The sequence below is a fragment of the Curtobacterium sp. PhB25 genome, assembly GCF_004365375.1.
GTDB lineage: Bacteria > Actinomycetota > Actinomycetes > Actinomycetales > Microbacteriaceae > Curtobacterium.
Genome location: NZ_SODR01000001.1, coordinates 945,421 through 968,718, shown reverse-complemented (window position 1 = coordinate 968,718; position 23,298 = coordinate 945,421). Strand labels below are relative to the sequence as shown.

Below are 23,298 nucleotides of genomic sequence, written 5' to 3'. Positions count from 1 at the left end.
GGCGGCGTCGTCCACAGGCCGGACGGGAGGCACGTGGCACGTCGGTCGTGCCCGGTACCGTGGTGTCCGTGGTCACCACCGGAACCCCCGCTGCGCCGGCCGCGCCCGACCTCGGTCCGGCGCCCCTCGACGCGCGGCTCGCGAACGTGCTCGGTGGTCGGACCGCGTCCGCGATCCAGAAGGCGTTCGGCCACCGCACGGTGGGGGAGTTCCTCGAGCACGCACCCCGGCGCTACGCCGAGCGCGGGGCGCTGACGGCACTCGACTCCCTGGCGATCGGTGAGCCGGTCACCATCGTGGCCGAGGTGGTCGACGTCCGCGAGCGCACGATGCGCGCCCGTCGCGGATCGATCCTCGAAGCGAAGATCGGCGACGGCAAGGGGCTGCTCACCCTGACGTTCTTCAACCAGGGCTGGCGCACCAAGGACCTGGTGCCCGGTGCCCGCGGCATCTTCTCCGGCAAGGTCAGCGACTACCGCGGTGCCCGCCAGCTCGCCCACCCGGACTACGAGCTCTTCGACCCCGACGACCCCCGCGCCACGGCCGACCCCGGTTCGGACGAAGCGATCCGGTGGTCGCGGCAGCCGATCCCGATCTACCCGGCGACGGCCTCGCTCACCTCGTGGCAGATCGCGAAGTCGATGGGGATCGTGCTCGACACCCTGCCGGACCTGCCCGACCCGGTGCCGGCCTCGGCGCGCAGCCGGCTCGACCTCGTCCCGTTCCGCCGGGCGCTCGAGCTGCTCCACCGCCCCGAGAAGGTCGCGGACTTCAAGCGCGCGCAGGACGCCCTGCGCTACCGCGAGGCGTTCGTGCTGCAGACCGCCCTGGTGCAGCGCCGGATCCGCGCCCGACGCACCGCGGCGACCCCGCGGGTGGCGGCTCCCGGTGGCATCCTCGAGCGGTTCGACGCCACCCTGCCGTTCACCCTGACCGACGACCAGCGTGCCGTCGGTGCCGAGATCGACACCGACATCGCCCGCACCTGGCCGATGCACCGGCTGGTGCAGGGCGAGGTCGGCTCCGGCAAGACCCTCGTGGCCATCCGCGCCATGCTCACGGTGGCCGAGTCCGGTGGGCAGTCCGCCCTCATCGCCCCGACCGAGGTGCTGGCCGCGCAGCACCTCCGGTCCATCGTGAAGTTCCTCGGACCGGACCTGGCGGCCGAGCTCCGTCCGGTGATCCTGACCGGGTCGCAGTCCACCGACGAACGCCGGAGGGCTCTGCTCGCCGCGGCGTCGGGCAGCTCACGGCTCGTGGTCGGCACCCACGCCCTGCTCGGCGACCGCGTCGACTTCGCCGAGCTCGGGCTCGTGGTCGTCGACGAGCAGCACCGCTTCGGCGTCGAGCAGCGTGAAGCGCTCCGGACCAAGGGCGCCACTCCGCCGCACGTCCTGGTGCTCACCGCCACCCCGATCCCGCGCACCGTCGCGATGACGGTGTTCGGCGACCTCGACGTCTCGACGATCACCGGGCTGCCCTCCGGCCGTGCCGGCGTCGAGACCTTCACGGTCCCGCTGGCGGAGCACCCCGGGTGGGAGTCCCGCATCTGGTCCCGGATGGCGGAGGAGCTCGACAAGGGGCGTCAGGCCTTCGTGGTCTGCCCCGCGATCGACGACGCCCACGCCGAGGACGACGGCGAGCCCGCGCCCGCCGAGTCCGAGGACGACGCCCCCAAGCGCGCGCCGGCGACCGTGCTCGCCACCGCCGAGCGGATGCGCACGATGCCCGTGCTCGACGGCCGGCGGATCGCGGTGCTGCACGGCCGGATGACGGCGGACGAGAAGGACCGCGTGATGACGTCCTTCGCCGCCGGCGACCTGGACGTCCTCGTCGCCACGACCGTGATCGAGGTCGGTGTCGACGTGCCGAACGCCGCGATGATGGCCGTGCTCGACGCCGATCGCTTCGGTGTCTCGCAGCTGCACCAGCTGCGTGGCCGCATCGGCCGTGGGCAGTGGGGGGGCGTCTGCCTGCTCGTCACCACCGCCGAGCTCGAGACCACCTCGCGGGAGCGCGTCGACGCGGTGTCCGCCTCGGACGACGGCTTCGAGCTCGCCCGGGTCGACCTCGAGCTCCGGCGCGAGGGCGACGTGCTCGGCGAGCGGCAGTCGGGCGGCCGGTCGTCGCTCAACCTGCTGCGCGTGGTCGAGCACGCCGACCTCATCGTGGACGCCCGTGGCGAAGCCGAGCGGGTCCTCGAGCCCGATCCCGAGCTCGACGGGTCCCCGGCCCTGCGCGAAGCACTGGCGCGCCGCCTCGACGAGTCCGACGCGGCGTTCCTCGGCAAGAACTGACCCCGGGCCGGACGCCCCGGCACGGACCGGTATCGTCGCTGCCATGGCGCAGATCGCGGTGGTCCCCGGTTCCTTCGACCCCGTCACGCTCGGGCACCTCGACGTCATCGGTCGAGCTGCTGGGCTGTTCGACGAGGTGCACGTGCTCGTGGTGCACAACCCGGACAAGAAGCCCGCGATGTTCGAGGCGGTCGACCGCGTCCGGCTCATCGAGGAGTCCTTGGCCGAGGTCGGCACGCCGGGAACGGTCCGGGTCGGGGAGTGGACCTCCGGGCTCCTCGTCGACTACTGCCGGCAGGTCGGGGCGAAGGTGCTCGTCAAGGGCGTGCGGTCGGGCGAGGACGTCGCCTACGAGACCCCGATGGCGATCATGAACCGGCACCTCGCCGACGTCGAGACCGTGTTCCTGCTGCCCGACGCCTCGCGCTCCCACGTGTCGAGCTCGCTCATCCGCCAGGTGTCGACGCTCGGCGGCGACGTCACCCCCTACGTGCCGAAGGCCGTGGCGGCAGCCCTCGCCGCACGCTGAGCCGCACGCCGAGCCGCGCGCCGAGCCGGAGGCACGGCCGGCCGACGCGCGGACACACCCCCGCCTGCCTCGACTCTCGGCTGCGTTCACGCTAGGGTTGACGATCGTGTCTTCCCACGTGAACAGCCCCTACGCCCTGCGCGTGCGCGACCTGGCGCACCGTCCGGGCGAGATGCGCGAGCACTCGCTCGACATCGTGGTGCCGGACGCGCTGGGAGCCGGTGTGATCGCGGTGCGCGAAGGTGCTCCGCTGCGCATCGACCTGCGGCTCGAGGGCCTGCACGAGGGCGTCCTCGTGTCCGGTCACGCCTCGGCCGACGCGACGGGGGAGTGCTCGCGCTGCCTCATCGACATCAGCGAACCCGTCGAGGTCGATTTCGCCGAGCTGTTCGCGTATGATGCCTCGGAGGATTTCGACTTCTTCGTTCGCGATGACCACGTGGACTGCGAACAGGTCGTTCGAGATGCGGTGGTGCTGGCGCTGCCGTTCCAGCCGGTCTGCCGACCGGACTGCCCAGGCCTCGACCCGGTGACGGGCGAGCGACTGGCAGACCTCGATGAGCAGCCCGTTCACGAGACCCTGGACCCGCGCTGGGCAGCCCTGACCGGCATCCAGCTCGAAGCAGCCGAGCGTGCCGCCCACGGCGACACCACCGACACGAAGACCACCGAGGGCGAGGAGCGGGCCGAGGCCGAGTAGGCCCCGACACCGCCAGCCCCCGTACCGACCACCGACCAACCGAAAGAGATTCACCATGGCCGTTCCCAAGCGCAAGCAGTCCCGTGCGAACACGCACGCCCGTCGTTCGCAGTGGAAGGCCACGCCGATCCAGCTCGTCAAGACGATCGAGAACGGTCAGGTCACCTACAGCCTCCCGCACCGCGCGAAGGTCGTCGAGGACTCGGCCGGCACCCCCCTGTACATGGAGTACAAGGGCCGCAAGGTCGCCGACGTCTGATCGGACCGAACGCATGACGACGACGTCCGGCGCCACGGGGTCCCGCCCCGTTGGGCCGGACGTCGTTCGTCTGCAGGGCCAGCTCGGGGTCGACATCGACCTCGAGCTGCTCCAGCTCGCCCTGACACACCGCTCCTACGCCTACGAGCACGGGGGCATCAAGCACAACGAGCGCCTCGAGTTCCTCGGCGACTCGATCCTCGGCCAGGCCGTGACCGTGAAGCTCTACCGGTCCTTCCCCGACCTCGACGAGGGTGACCTCGCGAAGCGTCGCGCCAGCCTGGTGTCGACGGTCGCGCTGGCCGAGATCGCCCGGATGATCGGGCTCGGCCAGTACCTGCGCCTCGGCAAGGGCGAGGAACAGACCGGCGGCCGCGACAAGTCGTCGATCCTCGCCGACACCGTCGAGGCCGTCATCGGTGCCACCTACCTGTCCGCGGGCCCCGACCCGGCGACCGACCTGGTGCTCCGCCTGGTCGAGCCGCTGATGATCGACCCTGACCGCTTCGGCGCCGCGATGGACCCGAAGACGAGCCTGCAGGAGCTCGCGGCGAGCCTGTCGCTCGGCAACCCGGCCTACCGCGTCACCGAGACCGGCCCGGACCACGACAAGACCTTCAGCGCGACCGTCGTCCTGCAGGGCGAGGACATCGCCGTCGGCACCGGCTCGAGCAAGAAGGCCGCCGAGATGTCCGCGGCGCTCGACGCCTGGACCCGGCTGTCCGGCCGAGCGGCCTGACCGCGTGCCCGAACTCCCCGAGGTCGAGGTCGTCCGCGCCGGCCTCGAACCCGCGGTCAGCGGCGCTCGGGTGCTGCACGTCGACGTCCTGGACGAGCGAGCGCTCACCCGGCACGACGGCCCGGCCGAGGACTTCGCCGACCGCCTGACCGGTCGCACCATCGCCGCAGCGGTCCGTCGGGGCAAGTTCCTCTGGATGCCGTTGCAGCCCGAGCACGAGGGCGACCGGCCCGAAGCGCTCGTCGCCCACCTCGGCATGAGCGGCCAGATCCTGCTCGGCCGCGGTCGACCGGCGGCGAAGCACCGCCGCATCCTCATCGACGTGCAACCCGCCGGCACCGACCGCGACGGCACCGCCGAACCCGCGGTCGAGCTCGAGTTCGTCGACCAGCGCACCTTCGGCTCGATGGCGATCGACGCGATGGTGCCGACGGTGGACGGCGCCCCCGCCGGGTTCGCCGGGCACGTCGACGCATCGGACCCCGACGCCGTGTGGCGCCGGAGCGTGCCGCAGCAGGTGTCGCACATCGCCCGCGACCCGCTCGACCCCGCGTTCGACGACGACCGCTTCACCGCCATCGCCCGGAAGCGTTCGAGCGGCATCAAGCGGATCCTGCTCGACCAGGGCGTCGTGAGCGGCATCGGGAACATCTACGCCGACGAGTCCCTCTGGGCTGCGAAGCTGCACTACGACCGCCCGGCCGAGCGGCTGACCCGTGCCGACCTCGCACGCCTGCTCCACGAGGTGCGCAGTGTCCTCCGGCGTGCGCTCGAGGACGGCGGGACGAGCTTCGACGCCCAGTACGTCAACGTCAACGGGCAGTCCGGGTACTTCTCGCAGCGCCTGAACGTGTACGGCCAGCAGGGCAAGCCGTGCCCCCGCTGCGGCACCACGATCGTGCGCGAGGCCTTCATGAACCGGTCGAGCCACATCTGTCCCGTGTGCCAACCGCGTCCCCGCGCCCGGACGCGTTAGCCTGACGCCCAGCAGCACAGCCCAGCAGCGGCCCCGCCGCAGCACGCGTGAGCACACCCGGAGACCGCATGTACTTGAAGAGCCTGACCATCAAGGGGTTCAAGTCCTTCGCGCAGCCGACGACGTTCGCGTTCGAGCCGGGCGTCACGTGCATCGTCGGCCCGAACGGCTCGGGCAAGTCCAACGTCGTCGACGCCCTCGCCTGGGTGATGGGGGAGCAGGGGGCGAAGACCCTGCGCGGCGGCAAGATGGAGGACGTCATCTTCGCGGGCACCTCGACCCGCGGGCCGCTCGGCCGTGCCCAGGTGCTGCTGACGATCGACAACACCGACGGGCTGCTGCCGATCGACTACTCCGAGGTGACGATCGCACGCACGTTGTTCCGCAACGGCGGCAGCGAGTACGCCATCAACGGCGAGAACTGCCGGCTGCTCGACGTGCAGGAGCTCCTGAGCGACACCGGCCTCGGGCGGGAGATGCACGTCATCGTCGGGCAGGGGCAGCTCGACAAGGTCCTGCACGCCACTCCGGAGGACCGCCGCGGCTTCATCGAGGAAGCCGCGGGCATCCTGAAGCACCGTCGCCGCAAGGAGAAGACCCTCCGCAAGCTCGACGCGATGCAGACGAACCTGACCCGCCTGTCCGACCTGGCGGGCGAGATCCGGCGCCAGCTGAAGCCGCTCGGCCGCCAGGCCGAGGTCGCGCGCAAGGCCCAGTCCGTCGCCGCCGTCGCGCGGGACGCCAAGGCCCGCATCCTCGCCGACGACGTCGTCCGGCTGCGCCGCGAACTGCACGACCACCAGGAGGTCGAGGCGGGCCGCAAGTCCGAGCGCATCGTCCTGACCGAGCGACTCGACCAGACCCGGGTCCGCCAGCAGCACGTCGAGCAGAGCATGGTCGGCGATGACGTCGATCGCGCCCGGACCGTGGTGCACCGCCTGGAGAGCGTGCAGGAGCGCCTGCGCGGGCTGTCCAGCCTGGCGAACCAGCGGCTGATGTTCCTGGCGCAGCAGGCCGACGCCCCGCAGCAGGGCCCCTCGATCACCCCGGAGCGGGTGGCCGGTGTCCGTGCCGAGGCTGATCGGCTCGCCGCCCGCGCCGACGAGATGCAGGGCGGTTCCGTCGAGACCGCCCGTGCGGTGCAGGCCGCCCGTGACGCCCTCGACGCCCTCGACGAACGCATCGCCGCGCAGGCCGCCCGCGTCTCGCAGCACGACCTCGAGGCGCAGCGGCTGACGAACGCCGTCGACGTGGCCCGGTCGAAGCGCGGGTCCACGATGGCGGACCGTGAGCGTCGCCAGCGGGCCCTCGCCGAGGCGGGCGAACGCGCCGAGCGTGCGACCGCGGCCCTCGCCGAACTCGGCACCGATCCGTCCGAGGGCGTCGACGACGAGGCCCTCGCCGCCACGCTCCAGTCGGCTCGTGCGCAGCTGGAGACCGCGCAGGCCGCCCGCGACGAGCAGCGCGACCGGCTGCACGCCCTCGAGCGCGAGCGGGACGCCCTCGACGCGCGGGTCGCGGCGCTCGGCATGTCGATCGACGTCCGCGACGGTTCGCAGGCGCTCATCGACGCCGGACGTGCGGGCATCGTCGGCCGCCTGGCCGACGCGCTCACGGTGACGCCCGGGTTCGAGGGCGCCGTCGCCGTCGCGCTCGACGGGCTCGCGGATGCCGTCCTCGCTGATGACCGCGCGGTCGCGCTCGACGCCGTCGACCACGCCCGCTCCGCGGACATCGGTCGCATCGACGTCGTCGTCGCGGACGCCGAGGTCGTCCCCACGGACCTGCCGGACACGTTGCCGGCCGGCGTCCGCCGTGCCCTCGATCTCGTGCAGGGCCCGCCGGCGATCGCCGCGATCCTGCGGAACACCCTGATCGCGGAGACTGCCGACGGCCAAGGCGCGAACGCGGACACGCTCGACCTGGAGGCCGTGCTCGCCGCCGCCCCGCACGCGACGGTCGTCACCCGGTCCGGTGACCTCGTGCGCGCCGTCCGCGTCACCGGCGGCGGGGAGCGCGTGACCTCGCGGATCGAGCTCGTCGCGGAGCGCGACGACGCCGTGACGCGACGCGACGCCATCAGGGCGGACGCCGAGGACGCAGCCACGGGCCTCCAGGCAGCACGCACCGCCGTCGAGGACGCACGCCGCCGTGCGGACGATGCCGACGCTGCATCCCGCGCGCACGCGAAGGCGACGGCCGAGTACGACCGGGCCAGCGCCTCGACGCGGGCGAAGGCCGAGAACGCGGCGGCCGAGGTGGAGCGCCTGCGTGCCGCCCTCGCCGAGACCGACGGCGCCGTCGAGGTCGTCGACGGCGCCCTGGCAGAGGCCGAGGCGGCGCACCGCGCGTTCACCGAGCAGGAGCGGCCCGTCGTCGACGCCTCCGAGCGTCCGGGCCTGCAGGACGCACTCGAGGCCGCACGCGCCGCCGAGGTCGAGCAGCGCATCCAGGTGCAGACCGTGCGCGAGCGTGTCCGCGCCGAACGGCACCGCGCCGAGCAGCTCGAACGCCAGCTCGAGGCCGAGCGCGCGGCGGCAGAGGAAGCAGCGCGCCGTGCGGTGATCCGCCGCGGGCAGATCGAGACCGCCGAAGCCGTCCTCGCCGACCTGCCGGGCGTGCTGGGCGCCGTCGACCGGTCGCTGGCCGAGGCACGCGTGCAGCTCGCGACCGACGAGTCCGAACGGTCGAAGCGCAACACCGAACTGCAGGCGATCCGGAACGAGGAGCGCGAGCTCCGCGACCGGCTGCAGACCATCACCGACGGCGTGCACTCGCTCGAGATGGAGATCTACGAGAAGAAGCTGCACGTGTCGGGCGTGCTCGACCGGGCGCTGAGCGACCTCGGGCTGACCGAGGCCGTGCTCGTCACCGAGTACGGGCCGACCGTGCCGGTGCCGGTCGACGTGCTGGTGGACCCGCGGGTGCTGGCGCGGAAGCACCGCGACGCCGAGCGCGCGGCGGCTGCCTCGGCGGGCCTCGACGAGCCGGCGGACGGCGACACGGTGCCGGTCGACAGCGACACAGTGCCAGCGGCCGGCGACACGGTGCCGGTCGACGATGCCGACACCGACATCGCCCCCGACGACGGCACGGCGGACCTCGACACCAGCCCCCGCGACGACTCGGTGGCGCTCGTCGACGCCGAATCGACCCTGCCCGGCGGCCCCGCCCTGCCCGAGTTCGACGTCACCGACGAGGTCGACCCCGACGACGTCGAGACCGTGCCGTACGTCCGCGCCGAGCAGGAGCGCCGCCTGCAGGCCGCCGAACGCGACCTCGGCCGGCTCGGCAAGGTGAACCCGCTCGCGCTCGAGGAGTTCCAGGCGCTCGAGCAGCGGCACGCGTTCCTCGCCGAGCAGCTCGAGGACCTGCAGAAGACCCGCACCGACCTGATGACGATCATCGACGAGCTCGACACGAAGATGCAGACGATCTTCGAGTCGGCGTTCAACGACACGAAGGACGCCTTCGACGTCATCTTCCCGATCCTGTTCCCGGGCGGCTCCGGCTCGATCAACCTCACCGACCCGACCGACCTGCTCGGCACCGGGATCGACGTGCAGGTGAAGCCCGCCGGCAAGAAGATCGACCGCCTGACGCTGCTGTCCGGTGGCGAGCGGTCCCTGGCCGCAGTGGCGCTGCTCGTCGCGATCTTCACCGCCAGGCCGTCGCCGTTCTACATCATGGACGAGGTCGAGGCTGCCCTCGACGACGCCAACCTCGGCCGCCTGCTGACGGTGTTCGAGCGGCTCCGCGAGTCGTCGCAGCTCATCGTCATCACGCACCAGAAGCGCACGATGGAGATCGCCGACGCCCTGTACGGGGTGTCGATGCGGCAGGACGGCGTGTCCGCCGTCGTCGGCCAGCGGGTGCAGAAGCGCGAGCCCGCCGACGCGGTCGCGTAGCCGGCTGGCTGGCTGGCTGGCTGCGATCGCGCGCCGCGAAAGCGACAGATCTCCGCCAACAGTTCGCGGCAATCTGTCGCTTTCATGGAGAGGATCGTGGGCCCGCGACGAGATCTGTCGCTTTCGTAGCTCTGGTCGCGACCACGGACAGACGGGAGGCACGGTGCCAGCTGGCACCGTGCCTCCCGTCTGTGTTGCCGCCCGTCCAGGGCGTGACGCTTACTCCGCGTCGGCCGCGACCGACTCCTTCGGCTCGCCCGTCGGGGTGAGCCCGCGCTCCTGGCGCTTCTTCGAGACGACCAGCGAGGCGGTCGTCGCGACCGCGATGGTCAGCAGGATGAAGCCCAGCGAGAACCAGATCGGGATCTCGGGCGCCCACTCGATGTGCTCGCCACCGTTGATGAACGGCAGCTCGTTGACGTGCATGGCGTGGAAGACGAGCTTCACACCGATGAAGCCGAGGATGACCGCGAGGCCCTGGCCGAGGTAGATCAGACGCTCGAGCAGCCCGGCGATCAGGAAGTACAGCTGCCGCAGCCCGAGCAACGAGAACGCGTTCGCGGTGAACACGATGAAGGCGTCCTGGGTCAGCCCGAAGATCGCGGGGATCGAGTCGAGCGCGAACAGCACGTCGGTCAGACCGATCGCGACCATGACGAGCAGCATCGGGGTGAACAGGCGCTTGCCGTCGACCTTGGTGGTCAGGCGGTCGCCGTCGTAGTGGTCCGACGTCGGGATGATGCGCTTCAGGATGCGGATCAGGCGGGAGTCGCCCTCGTCGCCGCCGTGGTCGTTGCCGCTGCGGGCCTGCGACCACGCGAGCCAGAACAGCAGCGCACCGAACAGGTAGAACACCCACGAGAAGTTCTCGATGATCGTGACGCCGAGCGCGATGAAGATGCCTCGGGCGACGAGGGCGATCGCGACGCCGACCAGCAGGACCTTCTGCTGGAACTCCTTCGGTACGGCGAAGCTCGTCATGATGATGAGGAAGACGAACAGGTTGTCGACCGACAACGCCTTCTCGGTGAGCCACCCGGCGAAGTACTCACCGCCGGCTTGTCCGCCGCCGAAGACCAGGATGCCGAAGCCGAACAGGATCGCGAGTCCGATGTAGAACACGGACCAGAACGCGGATTCGCGGATGTGCGGCACGTGCGGGGTGCGCACGTGCGAGTAGAAGTCGAACACCAGCAGGGCGAGGATGCCTGCGATGGTGAGGAGCCAGACGAAGAGTGGGACGTCCACGGTTTCCTTCAGGTAGGCGACGTACGAGTGCATGTCGTGTGACGACACGTGGGTACGCCGAGGCCTGAAGGTCTCTTCCGCCGCGATCTGCTGCAACCGAACACGACCGGCGCCCCGGGTCCGGATCGTTCCGGGCCGTACTGACGGGGTCACCGAGAGGGAATACTCCCCTTCGTGAGACCGAGCATACCGGGCACAGCGGACATGCGCCGCGCTCTAAGCTGGGAGCATGGCGAGTTCCTGGTCCCTGTCCTCACGGCTGCGCGGCCTCTTCCAGCGCAAGACGATCGACGAGACCACGTGGGAGGACCTCGAGACCGCGCTGATCGGCGCCGACTTCGGTCCGGACATCTCCGAGGCGATCATCGAGGACCTGCACGCGCGCGTTGACCGCTACGGCACGACCGACCCGGCCGACCTGCAGCGCATGCTGCGCGAGGTGCTCGAGGAACGGCTGTCGAAGCTCGACACCACGCTCAAGCTCAGCGCGCGGCCCGCCGTCGTGCTCGTCGTCGGGGTGAACGGCGTCGGCAAGACCACGACGATCGGCAAGTTCGCCAAGTTCCTGAAGACCTACGACCGCACGGTCCTCGTCGGTGCGGCCGACACCTTCCGTGCTGCCGCGGTCGAGCAGGTCGCGACCTGGGCCGAGCGCGCCGGCGTCGACGTCGTCCGCCCCTCGCAGCCCGGGCAGGACCCGGCCTCGGTGGCGTACCAGACCGTCGAGAAGGCGATCCGCGACAACACCGAGATCGTGGTCATCGACACCGCCGGCCGCCTGCACACGAAGGCAGGCCTGATGGACGAGCTGACGAAGATCAAGCGCGTCGTCGAGAAGCAGACCGAGATCAGCGAGGTGCTCCTCGTCCTCGACGCGACCACCGGGCAGAACGGCCTGGCCCAGGCGCAGGCGTTCATCGAGGGCGCCGGGGTCACCGGTCTCGTCATCACCAAGCTCGACGGCTCCGCGAAGGCCGGGTTCGTGCTCAGCGTGCAGGAGAAGACGGGCATCCCGATCAAGCTGATCGGGCAGGGCGAGGGCATCAACGACCTGACCGGTTTCACCCCGCACGTGTTCGTGCAGAACCTCGTCGGCTGATTCCGGGTACTGTCTCCGCAGTACAGGGATCGTCCAGGTACACCGGAAGGAGCCCTTTCAATGCCAGCACTCCTGATCATCGCGATCATCGTCGGCCTCGTCCTGCTCTTCAGCGGCATCTTCGTCGGTGCGCTGAAGTTCCTGCTGTGGGTCGGGATCGTCCTCATCATCCTGGCCGTCATCGGCTGGCTCCTCAGGAGCATCCGCGGTCGCGCATAGCGCTCGCGTCGCCCTGAACGGGCGGATGGACGAACGGGAGGCACGGTGCCAGCTGGCACCGTGCCTCCCGTCTGTCCGTGGTCGCGACCAGTGCCGCCAAAGCGACAGACTGCCGCGAACTGTCGGCGGGCATCTGTCGCTTTCGCGGACCGGTGGCCGGCTTCAGACGGCCTGGCGACCCGGCGCCGCGTCGAGCAGGTGCGACAGGTGCTCGGGAACCGAGCCGCCGCGCGCGACCGTGGCGCGTGCCCACAGGCGTCCGGCGCGGTACGACGACCGGACGAGCGGGCCGGCGAGGACCCCGGCGAAGCCCATCTCCTCGGCGACCTCACGCAGCGCGACGAACTCCTCCGGCTTGACCCAGCGCGCCACCGGCAGGTGCCGCGGCGACGGGCGGAGGTACTGCGTCAACGTGATGATGTCCGTGCCGGCGTCGAACAGGCGTTGCAGGGCGTCCTCGATCTCGATGCGCTCCTCGCCCATGCCGAGGATCAGGTTCGACTTCGTGACGAGCCCGGCGTCGCGGCCCTGCGTGATGACGTCGAGGGAGCGCTCGAACGTGAACGCCGGTCGGATCCGCTTGAAGATCCGCGGCACGGTCTCGACGTTGTGGGCGAAGACCTCGGGGCGGGCGTCGAACACCTGGCCGAGCTGGTCCGGGCGGCCGTTGAAGTCCGGCACCAGGATCTCGACGCCGGTGCCGGGGGAGTGCTCGTGGATCTGGCGGATGGTCTCGGCGTAGAGCCAGGAGCCGCCGTCCGGCAGGTCGTCGCGGGCGACGCCGGTCACTGTGGCGTACTTGAGTCCCATGGACACGACCGAGTCGGCGACCCGGCGGGGCTCGTCGCGGTCGAGCGGCTCGGGCTTGCCGGTGTCGATCTGGCAGAAGTCGCACCGGCGAGTGCACTGCGAGCCGCCGATCAGGAACGTGGCCTCGCGGTCCTCCCAGCACTCGAAGATGTTCGGGCAGCCGGCCTCCTGGCAGACGGTGTGCAGCTGCTTGTCCTTGACCAGGGCGGACAGCTCGCGGAACTCCGGGCCCTGGGTGGCACGGGTCTTGATCCACCCGGGCTTCGTCTCGATCGGGGTCTCGGCGTTGCGGGCCTCGACGCGGAGCATCCGGCGGCCTTCGGGGGCGAGGGTCATACGAGGGTCTCCTGTCGTGCGGGCGCGGTGCTGGGGAACGTGGTGTCGGCGGTCGTGACGCGGGCGGTCGTGGTGCTCTGGGCGGCGCTGCCGATCCGGTGGCCGGTCCGCATGCCGTGCTCGGCGGCACGGATGCGGTCGACCACGACGTCGGCGAGGTCGGCGACCGTGACGGGACGCCCGGCGGCGGCGCTCAGCGTCGTCACCCCGGCGTCGGCGATGCCGCACGGCACGATCGCGGCGTAGGCGTCGAGTGCGTTGGCACAGTTGATCGCGATGCCGTGGGTCGTCACGCCCTCGGCGACGTGCAGCCCGATGGCGCCGACCTTGGCGGGCGGCGTGCCGTCCGCTCCGCGGAGCCAGGCGCCGCTCCGGCCGTCGACCCGCTCGGCGTGCACCCCCACGGAGGCCGCCGCGTCGATGATGACCTGCTCGAGGTCACGCACCCACGCCACGACGTCGATCGGAACGGCCAGCCGGACGATCGGGTAGGCGACGAGCTGCCCGGGGCCGTGCCAGGTGATGCGCCCGCCGCGGTCCACGTCGACCACCGGAGCTCCGTTCGTCGGCAGGTCGGACGGCTCGGTGCGTCGGCCGGCGGTGTACACGGACGGGTGCTCGCACAGTACGAGGGCCCCGGGGGAGCGGCCGGCGACGACGTCGGCGTGGAGGTCCCGCTGCAGCGCGAGTCCCTCGGCGTAGTCGAGCAGCCCGGCAGGCCGCACGATCTCGAGTTCCGGCATGCTGGCGAGCCTACGACGGTTTCTGGACGGAGTACAACAACGCGGACGACCTTGACCTGAACCGTGGTTGAGGGCTTCGGATGGCGGACATGGACATCCGCCAGGCACAGCTCGCCACCCGCTCGCTCGACGACACCGCCCGGTTCTGGGAACGGCTCGGCTGCCCGGTCGACCGCGTCGACGGAGTGGTCGAGGTCGTGGTGGGGTCGACGCGGCTCCTGTTCCGGGAGCTGCCGGGGATGACCGGTGCGCTGCACCTCGCGATCACGATCCCGACGGGCACGTTCGCCGCGGCTGCCGAGTGGATCGCCGGCATCGCGACGGTGCTGGTCGACGCCGACGGCCGTGACGAGTTCGAGGGCCCGCCGAACTGGAACTCGCGATCGGTGTACTTCGAGGGTCCGGACGAGCAGCTGCTCGAACTGATCGAGCGACGGGACCTCGCCGCGGCCGCACCCGCGTCCGGGCCCGCGTCCGCCGCACCCGCGTTCGCGTCCGCCGTCCCGCTCCTGTCGGTCAGCGAGGTCGGCATCGCCGTGCCCGACGTCCTCGGCGCCGTCGAGAAACTGCGCCGCGCCGGACTCGAGCCCTACGCCAACCCAGCAGGCGAGGGCTTCGCCGCGGTCGGCGACGTCGACGGTCTCGTCATCCTGGTGTCGCCGGAGCGGCGGTGGTTCCCGACCGCTGACCGCCTGCCGTCGACCGCGCCGGTGGTCCTCGACGTCGGGCTGGACGCCCCGGTCGAGCTCACGCCCGGCGTGCTGCTCCGCTGACCGACCGGGACCCGAGCTCCGAGCCTTGTAGAATCGACGGATCATGGCGCAATTCGGTTCACTCTCCGATCGGCTGACCGAGACCTTCCGCAATCTGCGGAGCAAGGGTCGGCTGACTCCGTCCGACGTCGACGGCACCGTCCGCGAGATCCGGCGGGCGCTCCTCGACGCCGACGTCGCGCTCGAGGTCGTCAAGGCGTTCACCGCAGCAGTGCGCGAGCGTGCCCTCTCCGACGAGGTCAACCGCGCGCTGAACCCGGCGCAGCAGGTCGTCCAGATCGTCAACGAGGAACTCGTCGGCATCCTGGGCGGGCAGCAGCGTCGCCTCGAGTTCGCGAAGAAGCCGCCGACGGTCATCATGCTCGCGGGTCTGCAGGGTGCCGGTAAGACCACCCTCGCCGGCAAGCTCGGCAAGTGGCTCAAGAAGGACGGCCACACCCCGATGCTCGTCGCGGCGGACCTCCAGCGTCCGAACGCCGTGCAGCAGCTGCAGGTCGTCGGCGAGCAGGCCGGCGTCCACGTCTTCGCTCCGGAGCCCGGCAACGGCGTCGGTGACCCGGTCAAGGTCGCCAAGAACGCCATCAAGGCCGCGGTCGACCAGCAGTACGACACCGTCATCGTGGACACCGCCGGTCGTCTCGGTGTCGATGCCGAGCTGATGAAGCAGGCCGCGAACATCCGCAAGGCCGTCGACCCCGACGAGGTCCTGTTCGTCATCGACGCGATGATCGGTCAGGACGCCGTCGTCACGGCCCGCGCGTTCCAGGAAGGCGTCGACTTCACCGGAGTCGTGCTGTCGAAGCTCGACGGCGACGCCCGCGGTGGTGCGGCGCTGTCGGTCGCCAGTGTCACGGGCCGCCCGATCATGTTCGCCTCCACCGGCGAGGGCCTCGACGACTTCGAGCCGTTCCACCCGGACCGCATGGCGAGCCGCATCCTCGACCTCGGCGACATCATGTCGCTCATCGAGCAGGCCCAGTCGGCCTTCGACGAGGACGAAGCCCGCGCGGTCGCCGAGAAGATCGCGTCCGACTCGTTCACGCTGAACGACTTCCTGCAGCAGATGCAGCAGCTCCGCAAGGCTGGCTCGATCAAGGGCATGCTCGGCATGCTCCCGGGCGCCAAGGGCATGCGCGAGGCGCTCGACAACTTCGACGAGCGCGAGATCGTGCGTACCGAGGCGATCATCCAGTCGATGACGCCGAAGGAGCGCGAACTTCCGAAGCTCCTCAACGGCTCGCGCCGACTCCGCATCGCCAAGGGTGCCGGCTCCACGGTCACCGAGGTCAACGCCCTCGTGAACCGGTTCGAGCAGGCCGCGAAGATGATGAAGACCGTCGCCCGTGGTGGCGTGCCGCAGATGCCGGGCATGGGTCCGATCCCGGGCATGCACGGCGGCAAGAAGCAGCAGCAGGGCGGCAAGAAGAAGTCGAAGGTCGGCAACCCGGCCAAGCGTGCGGCGATCGCCGCCGGTACGGCTGCCGCTCCGCAGCAGGCGCCGAAGGGCTCCGGCCTCGGCCTCGGCGGTGCCGCCAAGGGCGGCAAGGCGCCGACCGAGGAAGAGCTCGCGAGCCTGCAGAAGTTCCTGGGTCGCTAGTCGCGACCCCCTGACGGACGGGAGGCCCGGTGCCAGCTGGCACCGGGCCTCCCGTCCGTCTGCGCGCACGTCGCGACGTTCCTTCCCAGAACGGGCGCGATGGAAAGCGGAATCGGGCGTACCTGGTCGGAAAAAACGACCCGGTACGCCCGGATCGACCAGGCATGCCCGGAGCGACCGGGTGAGTGGGCGCGGACTGGAGGCGCGGGGCGGGCTCGTGGCGCTCCTTCCCAGAGCAGCCGCGATGGAAAGCGGAATCGGGCGTACCTGGTCGGAAGAAACGACCCGGTACGCCCGATCTGACCAGCTACGCGGAACGGCCCGGGGTCACAGGGACTCGCGGAACTCCGTCACCAGGTGGCGGACGACCTCGCGCAGGTCACCGCCGTGCTCCTGGGCGACCCGGAGCTGCCGCTGGTACGACGCACCGTTCGCGATCATCGTGTCGAGGTGGTGCAGCTCCTGCTGGCAGCCGAGCCGCTCGGCCACCGGGTCGAGCCGCTGCACCAGGTCGTGCACCTCGTCGGTCACGAGCCGCTCGTCGCCGGCGGCGTTCGTGATGATCTCGGCCTCCATGCCGTAGCGGGCGGCGCGCCACTTGTTCTCACGGATGAACCACGGCTGCATCGTCGGCAGGGTCTCGCCGGCGTCGAGCCGGTCGGACATCGTGGTGACCAGGCACTGCACGAGCGCGGTCACGGCGCCGACCTCGTGCAGGGTCGAGATGCCGTCGGAGACCCGGTTCTCGAGCGTCCCCCACTTCGGCGACGGGCGGATGTCCCAGCGCAGGTCCTTCACGCTGTCGATGACGCCCGTGTGCGTGAGATCGCTCACGACCTCTTCGAAGTTCGCCCAGGCCCCGAGCGCCGGCGGCAGTCCACCGGTGGGGAGCTGCTGGAACATGAGGGCCCGGTTCGAGGCGTACCCGGTGTCGATGCCGGCCCAGAACGGGCTGGACGCCGTGAAGGCCTGCAGGTGCGGGACGTACGCGAGCATCGCGCCGAGGATCGGTAGGGCCTTGTCACGGTCGTCGATGCCGACGTGCACGTGGACGCCCCAGATGAGCATCTGCCGACCCCACCAGCGCGTCCGATCGATCAGGGTCGTGTAGTGCTCGCTGTCCGGGGTGATCTCCTGCTGGTCCCAGACGGCGAACGGATGCGTGCCGGAGCACATGACCTGGGCGTCGAGCGGTTCGGCGGCGTCGATGACCTCGCCGATGATGCCGGACAGCTCGCTCGTGGCGTCGCGGACCCGTGAGTGCACGCTGGAGACGACCTCGACGGTGTTGGTCAGGAGCTCCTCGGTCACCCGCTCGCGATCGCCGAGTCGTTCGTGCACGGCCGCGATGACGGCAGGGGCACGGGGCGCGAGGTCGCCGGTCGACAGATCGACCAGCGGGAGCTCCCACTCGACGCCGATGGTCGACGGAGGGGACTCGGTGAAGCGGATGTCCATGCTGTACATCCTGCCCGGAAGGTTGTCGGACACGCACAACGACGGCGGCTTCTGGTCGTGCGGATCCGATTCACAGTAGTTCCACACCGGGCGTACCGTTGATATGTACAGAGCAGGAAGAGGTACGCATGCAGTTGGTCGTGCGCGGCACGTCCGCACCACTCGTCGGTGAACTCGACGTCCCGGTCTCGAAGTACCACGCGCACCGCGCGCTGGTGCTCGCGTCGCTGGCGAAGGGGACGAGCATCGTCTCCGGCATCAGCGCCACCCGCCAGGTCGAGTGGACCGTCGGCACGCTCCGCGCCCTCGGCGTCGACGTGAAGCGTCGCGGGGACGAGTACCACGTCACCGGGCTCGGCGGCCGGTACGAGGCCACCGACGTCGTCGACCACGGGTCCCGTGGCGCCGACGGCATCCTGAACATGGGGTCCTCCGGCACCACGCTCTACTTCATGACCGGTCTGGCGTCGCTCGCCGACGAGCCGATGACGCTCGTGGGCATGAAGTACTTCCAGCGCCGGCCCATCAAGGCGCTGCTGACCTCGCTGACCCAGATGGGCATCGAGCTCGAGGCGACGAACGACTGCCCGCCCGTCACCGTCCAGCCGAAGCGCCCCCGCGGCGGCGACGTCACGATCGCCGGCACCCTGTCGCAGTGGGTCTCCGGCCTGCTCCTCGTGGCCCCGTTCGCCGAGCAGGAGACCCGGATCCACATCACCGGCGACCGGCTCAACGAGCAGCCCTACGTCGAACTGACCGTCCGGATGATGCGGGAGTTCGGCCTGTCGGTCGAGGTCTCCGACGACTGGCTCGAGTACCGGATCCCGGCGAACCAGCAGGCCATCCCGCACGACTACGTCATCCCGCCGGACATCGGCTCCGCCGCGTTCGGCATCGCAGCGGCCGGCATCCGCGAGTCGAACCTGCTCCTGCGCGGCATGACGGCCTTCACCACCGCCGAGACCGACCACCCGGAGAGCGAGTTCCTCGACCTCGCGACGGCGATGGGCGTCCCGATGCGGATCGACGAGGAGACCGGGTTCGTGCGCATCGAGCACGACGGTTCCCCGCTGCGACCGCTCGACATCGACTGCCAACCGATCCCCGACCTGCTGCCGGTCCTGTCGACCATGGCCACCTTCGCCGAGGGCACCACCCGGCTGTGGAACGTCGCCCACATCCGGTTGAAGGAGTCCGACCGCGTCGCGGCGATGCTGCAGCTCAACCGCATGGGTGGCCGAGCGGAGCAGGGTGCCGACGAACTCCGCGTCACCGGTGTCGGGGCCGAGGGACTCCACGGCGCGCAGATGTCGTCGTTCAACGACCACCGGGTCCTGATGTCACTTGCCGTCGCCGCCTCGAAGGCGCGCGGTACTTCGGGGCTGACCTACCCGCGGGCCTACCGGATCTCGTACCCGACGTTCCTCGAGGCGATGAACTCCGTCGGCCTCGACATGGAGGTCGGCGACGCCCTCGCCGCGCAGATCGCCCGCGACGACCGGGCCGACGCGGCGGAGGCCGCCGCGATCGCCGACGAGCGCACCGACCTCGGCGAGCGCACCGATGGCGAGCGCGCCGATGGCGAGCGCACCGTCGGCGAGCGCACCGATGGCGGGCGCGCCGATGGCGAGCGCACCGTCGGCGATCGCACCGTCGGCGATCGCGCCGCCGGCGAACAGCACCCGGTCGCGCCCACGACCCCGGAGCCGCTCGCGCTCGCCGGTGTCGACGCCGACCCCCTCGTGCTGAGCGAGAAGGTCCGCGCGCTCGCGACCACCGATCCCGACGGCCTCGCGGTCATCGAGGTCGGCGGCGCAGCACCCGTGAACACCACGTGGCGGGAACTGCAGGACGAGGCCGACAAGGTCTCCGCGCTCCTGCTCGAGCTCGGGGTCCGCACGGGCGAGTCGGTCGCCATGCAGCTGCCGAACTGGCGCGAGTTCGTCTCCATCACCCTCGGGGCGATCCAGATCGGGGCCGTCGCGACGCCGATCATGCCGGTGTTCGGTCCGCGCGAGACGACGATGACGCTCGCCCGGTCCCGCGCCCGTGTGGTGTTCCTGCCGAACGTGTTCCGCAAGCGCCGGCCCGCGCTCGAGCTCCTCGACGTCATCGACGAGGCGAAGGCACAGCAGCGCCGGCTGTCGGTCGAGCACGTCATCGTGCTCCGGTCCGAGGCGCGCGGCCAGGTCGACGCCCCGACGAACCAGCCGCCGCTGCCGGCCGACGCCCTGGACCGGGTGGCCACGAGCGACTGGCACTGGCGCTACTTCGACAACGCCCTCGACGCCGTGCACGTGGACGTCGACGAGATCACCTCGCGCGCGCCGGGCCCGAACGACGTCTGCCAGCTGCTGTTCACCAGCGGCACGACGGGGGAGCCGAAGGGCGTGCAGCACCCGCACCGCACCCTCGGGCTGGCCACGGCCATGCACGTCGCGCAGTCGGGCTTGACGAGCGCGGACCGGATCTACATCCCGTCGCCGCTCGCGCACCAGACCGGTTTCCTGTACGGCATGCTGCTGGCGTTCCGGCTCGGTGCGCCGCAGGTCATCCAGCCGGTGTGGGACGGCACCGTCGCGCTCGAGCAGGCGTTCGGCGTCGCGAAGGCGTCGTTCGTGCAGTGCGCGACCCCGTTCCTGACCGACCTCGTCGACCTGGTCGAAGCCGGTGCCGCCCAGCCCGAGTCGCTGCGGATCTTCGTGCCGACCGGTGCCGCCGTGCCGCGGGCCCTCGCCCAGCGGGCCGCGACGGTGCTCGGCACGGCCATCCTCGGCGCGTTCGGTACGAGCGAGACCTGCCTCGGCGCCCTGTCCAGCCCGATCGACGACCCGGCGGCAGCGTACGGGCACGACGGTCGTGCGCTGCCGGGCATCCGGATCCGGATCGTCGACGACGAGGGCCACGAGCTCCCCGCCGACACCGAGGGCAACTTCGAGCTGCACTCGCCGACGATGTTCGACGGGTACCTCGACCGCCAGGACCTGACCGACGACGTCTTCACCGAGGACGGCTGGTACAAGACCGGCGACCTGGCGAAGGTCGACGCGAACGGCTTCCTGTCGATCACCGGCCGGATCAAGGACGTCATCAACCGCGGTGGCGAGAAGATCCCGGTCGTCGAGATCGAGAACCTGCTCTACCAGCACCCCCTGGTCACCGACGTGGCGATCGTCGCGATGCCGGACCCCCGACTCGGTGAGCGCGCGTGCGCGTTCGTCGTGCCGGCTGCCGGTGCCGAGCGGCTCGACTTCGCGGCGATGCAGCAGGCGCTCGACAAGGCGGGCGTGAGCAAGTACTACTGGCCAGAGCGGCTCGAGTCCATCGACGAACTGCCGCGCAACGCCGTCGGCAAGGTCCAGAAGAACGTCCTGCGTGAGCAGGCAGCCGCGTTCGTCGCCGCGAGCACCACGAAGGAGAACGAGACACGATGACGCTGGTCATGGAAACCGCCACCGAATCCACCTTCCAGCAGCTCAAGGCCGAGGTCACCGAGTGGGTCCGCGGCCGCGGTGAGGAGTGGGCGGACGAGATCGAGCGCACCGGCCGGGTCGCCCCGGAGCTGTTCCAGGAGCTCAAGGACAACGGGTGGCTCAGCCTCGCCGCCCCGACCGAGCTCGGCGGACGGGCGATCCCGTTCTCGCGCTACCTCGAGATCATGGAGATCGTCTCGCGTTCGCACGCGTCGATCCGGATGCTCGTGCACGTCATCAACGGCACCTGGCGCGCGATGGCCCCCTACGCGACGCCGGAGCAGATCGAGCAGGTCGTGAAGCCGAGCGTCGCGGGCGACAAGCTCGTCGCGTTCACCCTGACCGAGGCCACGGCCGGCACCGGCGCGGACATCCGCACCACCGTCCGCCGCGAGGGCGACACCTACGTCATGAACGGTGAGAAGCACCTCATCACGTTCGGCGTGCAGGCCGACTACTGGCTCATCGCCGCCCGCCTCGAGGGCACCAGCGGCCAGGACGGCACGGTCGCGTTCCTCATGCCGAACAGCGGGCTGCCGGGCGCCGAGGTGATCGACGACTCCGACACCATGGGCATCCGGGGCACCGACCACGCGATCCTGCGCTTCACCGACGTGCCCGTGCCGGCCAGTGCGCTGCTCGGCGCCGAGGGTCAGGGGCTCGAGGTCGCGCTCGGCGGCTTCCTGCTGCCGAGTCGCGTGTCCGTCGCGATGAGCGCCGTCGGCCTCGCCGAGCGTGCGAACGAGCTCGCCGTCGAGTACGCGAACAAGCGCGAGACGTTCGGCAAGCAGCTGTCCAGCCGCCAGGCGATCCAGTTCTACCTGGCCGAGAACTACGCCGACATCGCCGCCGCCCGCGCCCTGGTGCTCGAGGCCGCCCGAGCCTACGAAGAGGACCGCCCCGACGCGGGCACGTTGTCCAGCGCCTCGAAGATGGTCGCGGTCGACATGCTCGCCCGCGTCACCGACAAGGCCCTGCAGGTGCACGGCGGCCAGGGCTACTGGAAGCGCAACGCGATCGAGCGTGTCTACCGCGACGCGCGCGCGCAGCGCTTCGAAGAGGGCACCAACGAGATCCAGAAGCTGGTCGTCGGCCGCGCCGTCGTCACCGGCAAGGCCGGGTTCTAGACAGCAACCACCCACCGGACGGGAGGCCCGTGGCGGGCCCGCCACGCGCCTCTCCCCATCGACACGGCCCGGACGCCGCTGGCGCGTCGCCCGGGAACCGGCGATGTGGGCCCAGTCCGTCCCCCACCCACGCACGCAAAGGACCGCAGTGACCGACAACACCAACGCACCCATCGCACTGATCACGGGCGCTTCGCGCGGCATCGGCCGCCTGCTCGCGCAGAAGCTCGGCCAGCGCGGCGTGACCGTCGTGGTCACGTACAAGGGCAACGCCGACCTGGCCGAGGAATCCCTGGCCGACGTCAAGGCCGCCGGCGGCGACGGGATCACCGCGCAGGTCGACATCGAGCAGCCGGAGTCGATCGACGCCCTGTTCGACCTGGTGCGGGACACCTACGGCCGCCTCGACCACTTCGTCGCGAACGCCGCCGCCAGCGCGTTCAAGCCGGTCAAGGAACTGAAGCTGCACCACCTGGACCGCAGCTACGCCACCAACGCCCGCTCGTTCGTGCTCGGGGCGCAGCGTGCCGCCGAGCTGATGGACCGCGGTGGGCGCATCGTCGTCGTGACCTCGTACGGATCGCTCCGCGCGTTCCCGACCTACGCCGCGCTCGGCGCCGCGAAGGCCATGAGCGAGTCGTACATGAAGTACATGGCGGTCGAGTTCGGTCCGCGCCAGATCACGGTGAACGCGGTCAACGGTGGCCTCATCGACACCGACTCGCTCGAGTACTTCTACACGAAGGTCCCCGGCCAGGCGCCGATCGACTCGGTGTTCGAGAAGCTCCCGCTGCAGCGCCCCGGCACCGCCGACGACATGGCCGACGCGGTGGACTTCCTGCTCTCCGACAAGGCCGGCTACATCACCGGGCAGGTGCTGTCGGTCGACGGCGGCCTGACCGTGATCGCCCCGCCGTTCTGGGCGGACACGACGTCGCCGCTGCGCGACGCGGTGCTGCCTGCTGACGACGCGGCTGTCGACGCGGCTGTCGACGGGGCAGAGTAGG

At 70.8% G+C, this 23,298-nt stretch carries 18 protein-coding genes; 14 read left to right on the top strand and 4 right to left on the bottom strand.

Features of this window, described 5'->3' with window-relative positions:
* Positions 1 to 68: 68 nt before the first annotated feature.
* The 7 genes from EDF51_RS04390 (at position 69) to EDF51_RS04360 (ending at position 9,408) form a co-directional block, all read left to right on the top strand.
* Positions 69 to 2,297 (top strand): ATP-dependent DNA helicase RecG, encoded by a 2,229-nt coding sequence (locus EDF51_RS04390; RefSeq protein WP_134193936.1) that lies wholly within the window; start codon positions 69 to 71, stop codon positions 2,295 to 2,297.
* Positions 2,298 to 2,340: 43 nt separating this feature from the next.
* Positions 2,341 to 2,826, top strand: a complete 486-nt coding sequence (gene coaD, locus EDF51_RS04385) for a pantetheine-phosphate adenylyltransferase (RefSeq protein ID WP_111086053.1) — start codon at positions 2,341 to 2,343, stop codon at positions 2,824 to 2,826.
* Positions 2,827 to 2,932: 106 nt separating this feature from the next.
* Complete coding sequence (locus EDF51_RS04380; RefSeq protein WP_307860992.1) at positions 2,933 to 3,526, top strand: DUF177 domain-containing protein; 594 nt, start codon at positions 2,933 to 2,935, stop codon at positions 3,524 to 3,526.
* A gap of 55 nt (positions 3,527 to 3,581) precedes the next feature.
* A complete protein-coding gene (gene rpmF / locus EDF51_RS04375) occupies positions 3,582 to 3,785 on the top strand; it encodes a 50S ribosomal protein L32 (RefSeq protein WP_017888273.1) in 204 nt (67 codons plus the stop codon).
* A gap of 13 nt (positions 3,786 to 3,798) precedes the next feature.
* The gene (gene rnc, locus EDF51_RS04370) at positions 3,799 to 4,524 is read left to right on the top strand and encodes a ribonuclease III (protein WP_228506018.1); all 726 of its coding nucleotides are present in this window, start codon (positions 3,799 to 3,801) and stop codon (positions 4,522 to 4,524) included.
* 4 nt (positions 4,525 to 4,528) lie between these two features.
* Complete coding sequence (gene mutM, locus EDF51_RS04365; protein WP_134193934.1) at positions 4,529 to 5,500, top strand: bifunctional DNA-formamidopyrimidine glycosylase/DNA-(apurinic or apyrimidinic site) lyase; 972 nt, start codon at positions 4,529 to 4,531, stop codon at positions 5,498 to 5,500.
* Between the two features lie 47 nt (positions 5,501 to 5,547).
* The gene (locus EDF51_RS04360) at positions 5,548 to 9,408 is read left to right on the top strand and encodes an AAA family ATPase (RefSeq protein WP_243837069.1); all 3,861 of its coding nucleotides are present in this window, start codon (positions 5,548 to 5,550) and stop codon (positions 9,406 to 9,408) included.
* Positions 9,409 to 9,627: 219 nt separating this feature from the next.
* Here the strand turns inward: EDF51_RS04360 and EDF51_RS04355 are convergent, their stop codons facing one another.
* Positions 9,628 to 10,656 (bottom strand): TerC family protein, encoded by a 1,029-nt coding sequence (locus tag EDF51_RS04355; protein ID WP_111086101.1) that lies wholly within the window; start codon positions 10,654 to 10,656, stop codon positions 9,628 to 9,630.
* Between the two features lie 229 nt (positions 10,657 to 10,885).
* Here EDF51_RS04355 and ftsY point away from each other — a divergent pair, with 229 nt between their 5' ends.
* Entirely contained in the window at positions 10,886 to 11,755 is an 870-nt protein-coding gene (ftsY, locus tag EDF51_RS04350; RefSeq protein WP_111086057.1) for a signal recognition particle-docking protein FtsY, read from the top strand.
* A 60-nt stretch (positions 11,756 to 11,815) separates the two neighbouring features.
* Entirely contained in the window at positions 11,816 to 11,974 is a 159-nt protein-coding gene (locus EDF51_RS19780) for a DUF4175 domain-containing protein (protein WP_139199230.1), read from the top strand.
* 162 nt (positions 11,975 to 12,136) lie between these two features.
* Here EDF51_RS19780 and lipA read toward each other — a convergent pair whose 3' ends face one another.
* Together lipA and lipB are read right to left on the bottom strand one after the other, a co-directional pair.
* Entirely contained in the window at positions 12,137 to 13,120 is a 984-nt protein-coding gene (gene lipA / locus EDF51_RS04345; protein ID WP_111086058.1) for a lipoyl synthase, read from the bottom strand.
* Positions 13,117 to 13,863, bottom strand: a complete 747-nt coding sequence (gene lipB, locus EDF51_RS04340; RefSeq protein ID WP_131879835.1) for a lipoyl(octanoyl) transferase LipB — start codon at positions 13,861 to 13,863, stop codon at positions 13,117 to 13,119. The genes lipA and lipB overlap by 4 nt, the downstream gene beginning before the upstream one ends.
* Positions 13,864 to 13,952: 89 nt before the next feature.
* Between lipB and EDF51_RS04335 the strand changes: the two genes are divergently transcribed.
* Positions 13,953 to 14,636 (top strand): hypothetical protein, encoded by a 684-nt coding sequence (locus EDF51_RS04335; protein WP_131879833.1) that lies wholly within the window; start codon positions 13,953 to 13,955, stop codon positions 14,634 to 14,636.
* Between the two features lie 43 nt (positions 14,637 to 14,679).
* Positions 14,680 to 16,233, top strand: a complete 1,554-nt coding sequence (gene ffh, locus EDF51_RS04330) for a signal recognition particle protein (RefSeq protein ID WP_123294804.1) — start codon at positions 14,680 to 14,682, stop codon at positions 16,231 to 16,233.
* Between the two features lie 327 nt (positions 16,234 to 16,560).
* Here ffh and EDF51_RS04325 read toward each other — a convergent pair whose 3' ends face one another.
* Positions 16,561 to 17,700 carry a glutamate--cysteine ligase gene (locus tag EDF51_RS04325; RefSeq protein ID WP_194673401.1) on the bottom strand — a complete coding sequence of 380 codons (1,140 nt, stop codon included), beginning with the start codon at positions 17,698 to 17,700 and terminating at the stop codon, positions 16,561 to 16,563.
* A 119-nt stretch (positions 17,701 to 17,819) separates the two neighbouring features.
* Here EDF51_RS04325 and aroA point away from each other — a divergent pair, with 119 nt between their 5' ends.
* The 3 genes from aroA to EDF51_RS04310 all read left to right on the top strand — a co-directional run bounded on the left by aroA (position 17,820) and on the right by EDF51_RS04310 (position 23,297).
* On the top strand, positions 17,820 to 21,125 hold the full coding sequence (aroA, locus tag EDF51_RS04320) for a 3-phosphoshikimate 1-carboxyvinyltransferase (protein WP_134193932.1): 3,306 nt from the start codon (positions 17,820 to 17,822) through the stop codon (positions 21,123 to 21,125).
* Positions 21,122 to 22,291, top strand: coding sequence for an acyl-CoA dehydrogenase family protein (locus EDF51_RS04315; RefSeq protein ID WP_134193930.1), 1,170 nt, complete (start codon positions 21,122 to 21,124; stop codon positions 22,289 to 22,291). The genes aroA and EDF51_RS04315 overlap by 4 nt, the downstream gene beginning before the upstream one ends.
* A 148-nt stretch (positions 22,292 to 22,439) precedes the next feature.
* Positions 22,440 to 23,297, top strand: a complete 858-nt coding sequence (locus EDF51_RS04310; RefSeq protein ID WP_131846398.1) for an SDR family oxidoreductase — start codon at positions 22,440 to 22,442, stop codon at positions 23,295 to 23,297.
* The last annotated feature ends 1 nt before the right edge of the window (position 23,298 follow it).

Excerpts from the sequence above, each read along its gene's own strand:
- coaD (WP_111086053.1), top strand. The coding sequence starts at position 2,341 with ATGGCGCAGATCGCGGTGGTCCCCGGTTCCTTCGACCCCGTCACGCTC.
- rpmF (WP_017888273.1), top strand. The coding sequence starts at position 3,582 with ATGGCCGTTCCCAAGCGCAAGCAGTCCCGTGCGAACACGCACGCCCGT.
- rnc (WP_228506018.1), top strand. The coding sequence starts at position 3,799 with ATGACGACGACGTCCGGCGCCACGGGGTCCCGCCCCGTTGGGCCGGAC.
- ftsY (WP_111086057.1), top strand. The coding sequence starts at position 10,886 with ATGGCGAGTTCCTGGTCCCTGTCCTCACGGCTGCGCGGCCTCTTCCAG.
- EDF51_RS19780 (WP_139199230.1), top strand. The coding sequence starts at position 11,816 with ATGCCAGCACTCCTGATCATCGCGATCATCGTCGGCCTCGTCCTGCTC.
- lipA (WP_111086058.1), bottom strand. The coding sequence starts at position 13,120 with ATGACCCTCGCCCCCGAAGGCCGCCGGATGCTCCGCGTCGAGGCCCGC.
- lipB (WP_131879835.1), bottom strand. The coding sequence starts at position 13,863 with ATGCCGGAACTCGAGATCGTGCGGCCTGCCGGGCTGCTCGACTACGCC.
- EDF51_RS04335 (WP_131879833.1), top strand. The coding sequence starts at position 13,953 with ATGGACATCCGCCAGGCACAGCTCGCCACCCGCTCGCTCGACGACACC.
- ffh (WP_123294804.1), top strand. The coding sequence starts at position 14,680 with ATGGCGCAATTCGGTTCACTCTCCGATCGGCTGACCGAGACCTTCCGC.
- EDF51_RS04325 (WP_194673401.1), bottom strand. The coding sequence starts at position 17,700 with ATGTACAGCATGGACATCCGCTTCACCGAGTCCCCTCCGTCGACCATC.
- aroA (WP_134193932.1), top strand. The coding sequence starts at position 17,820 with ATGCAGTTGGTCGTGCGCGGCACGTCCGCACCACTCGTCGGTGAACTC.
- EDF51_RS04315 (WP_134193930.1), top strand. The coding sequence starts at position 21,122 with ATGACGCTGGTCATGGAAACCGCCACCGAATCCACCTTCCAGCAGCTC.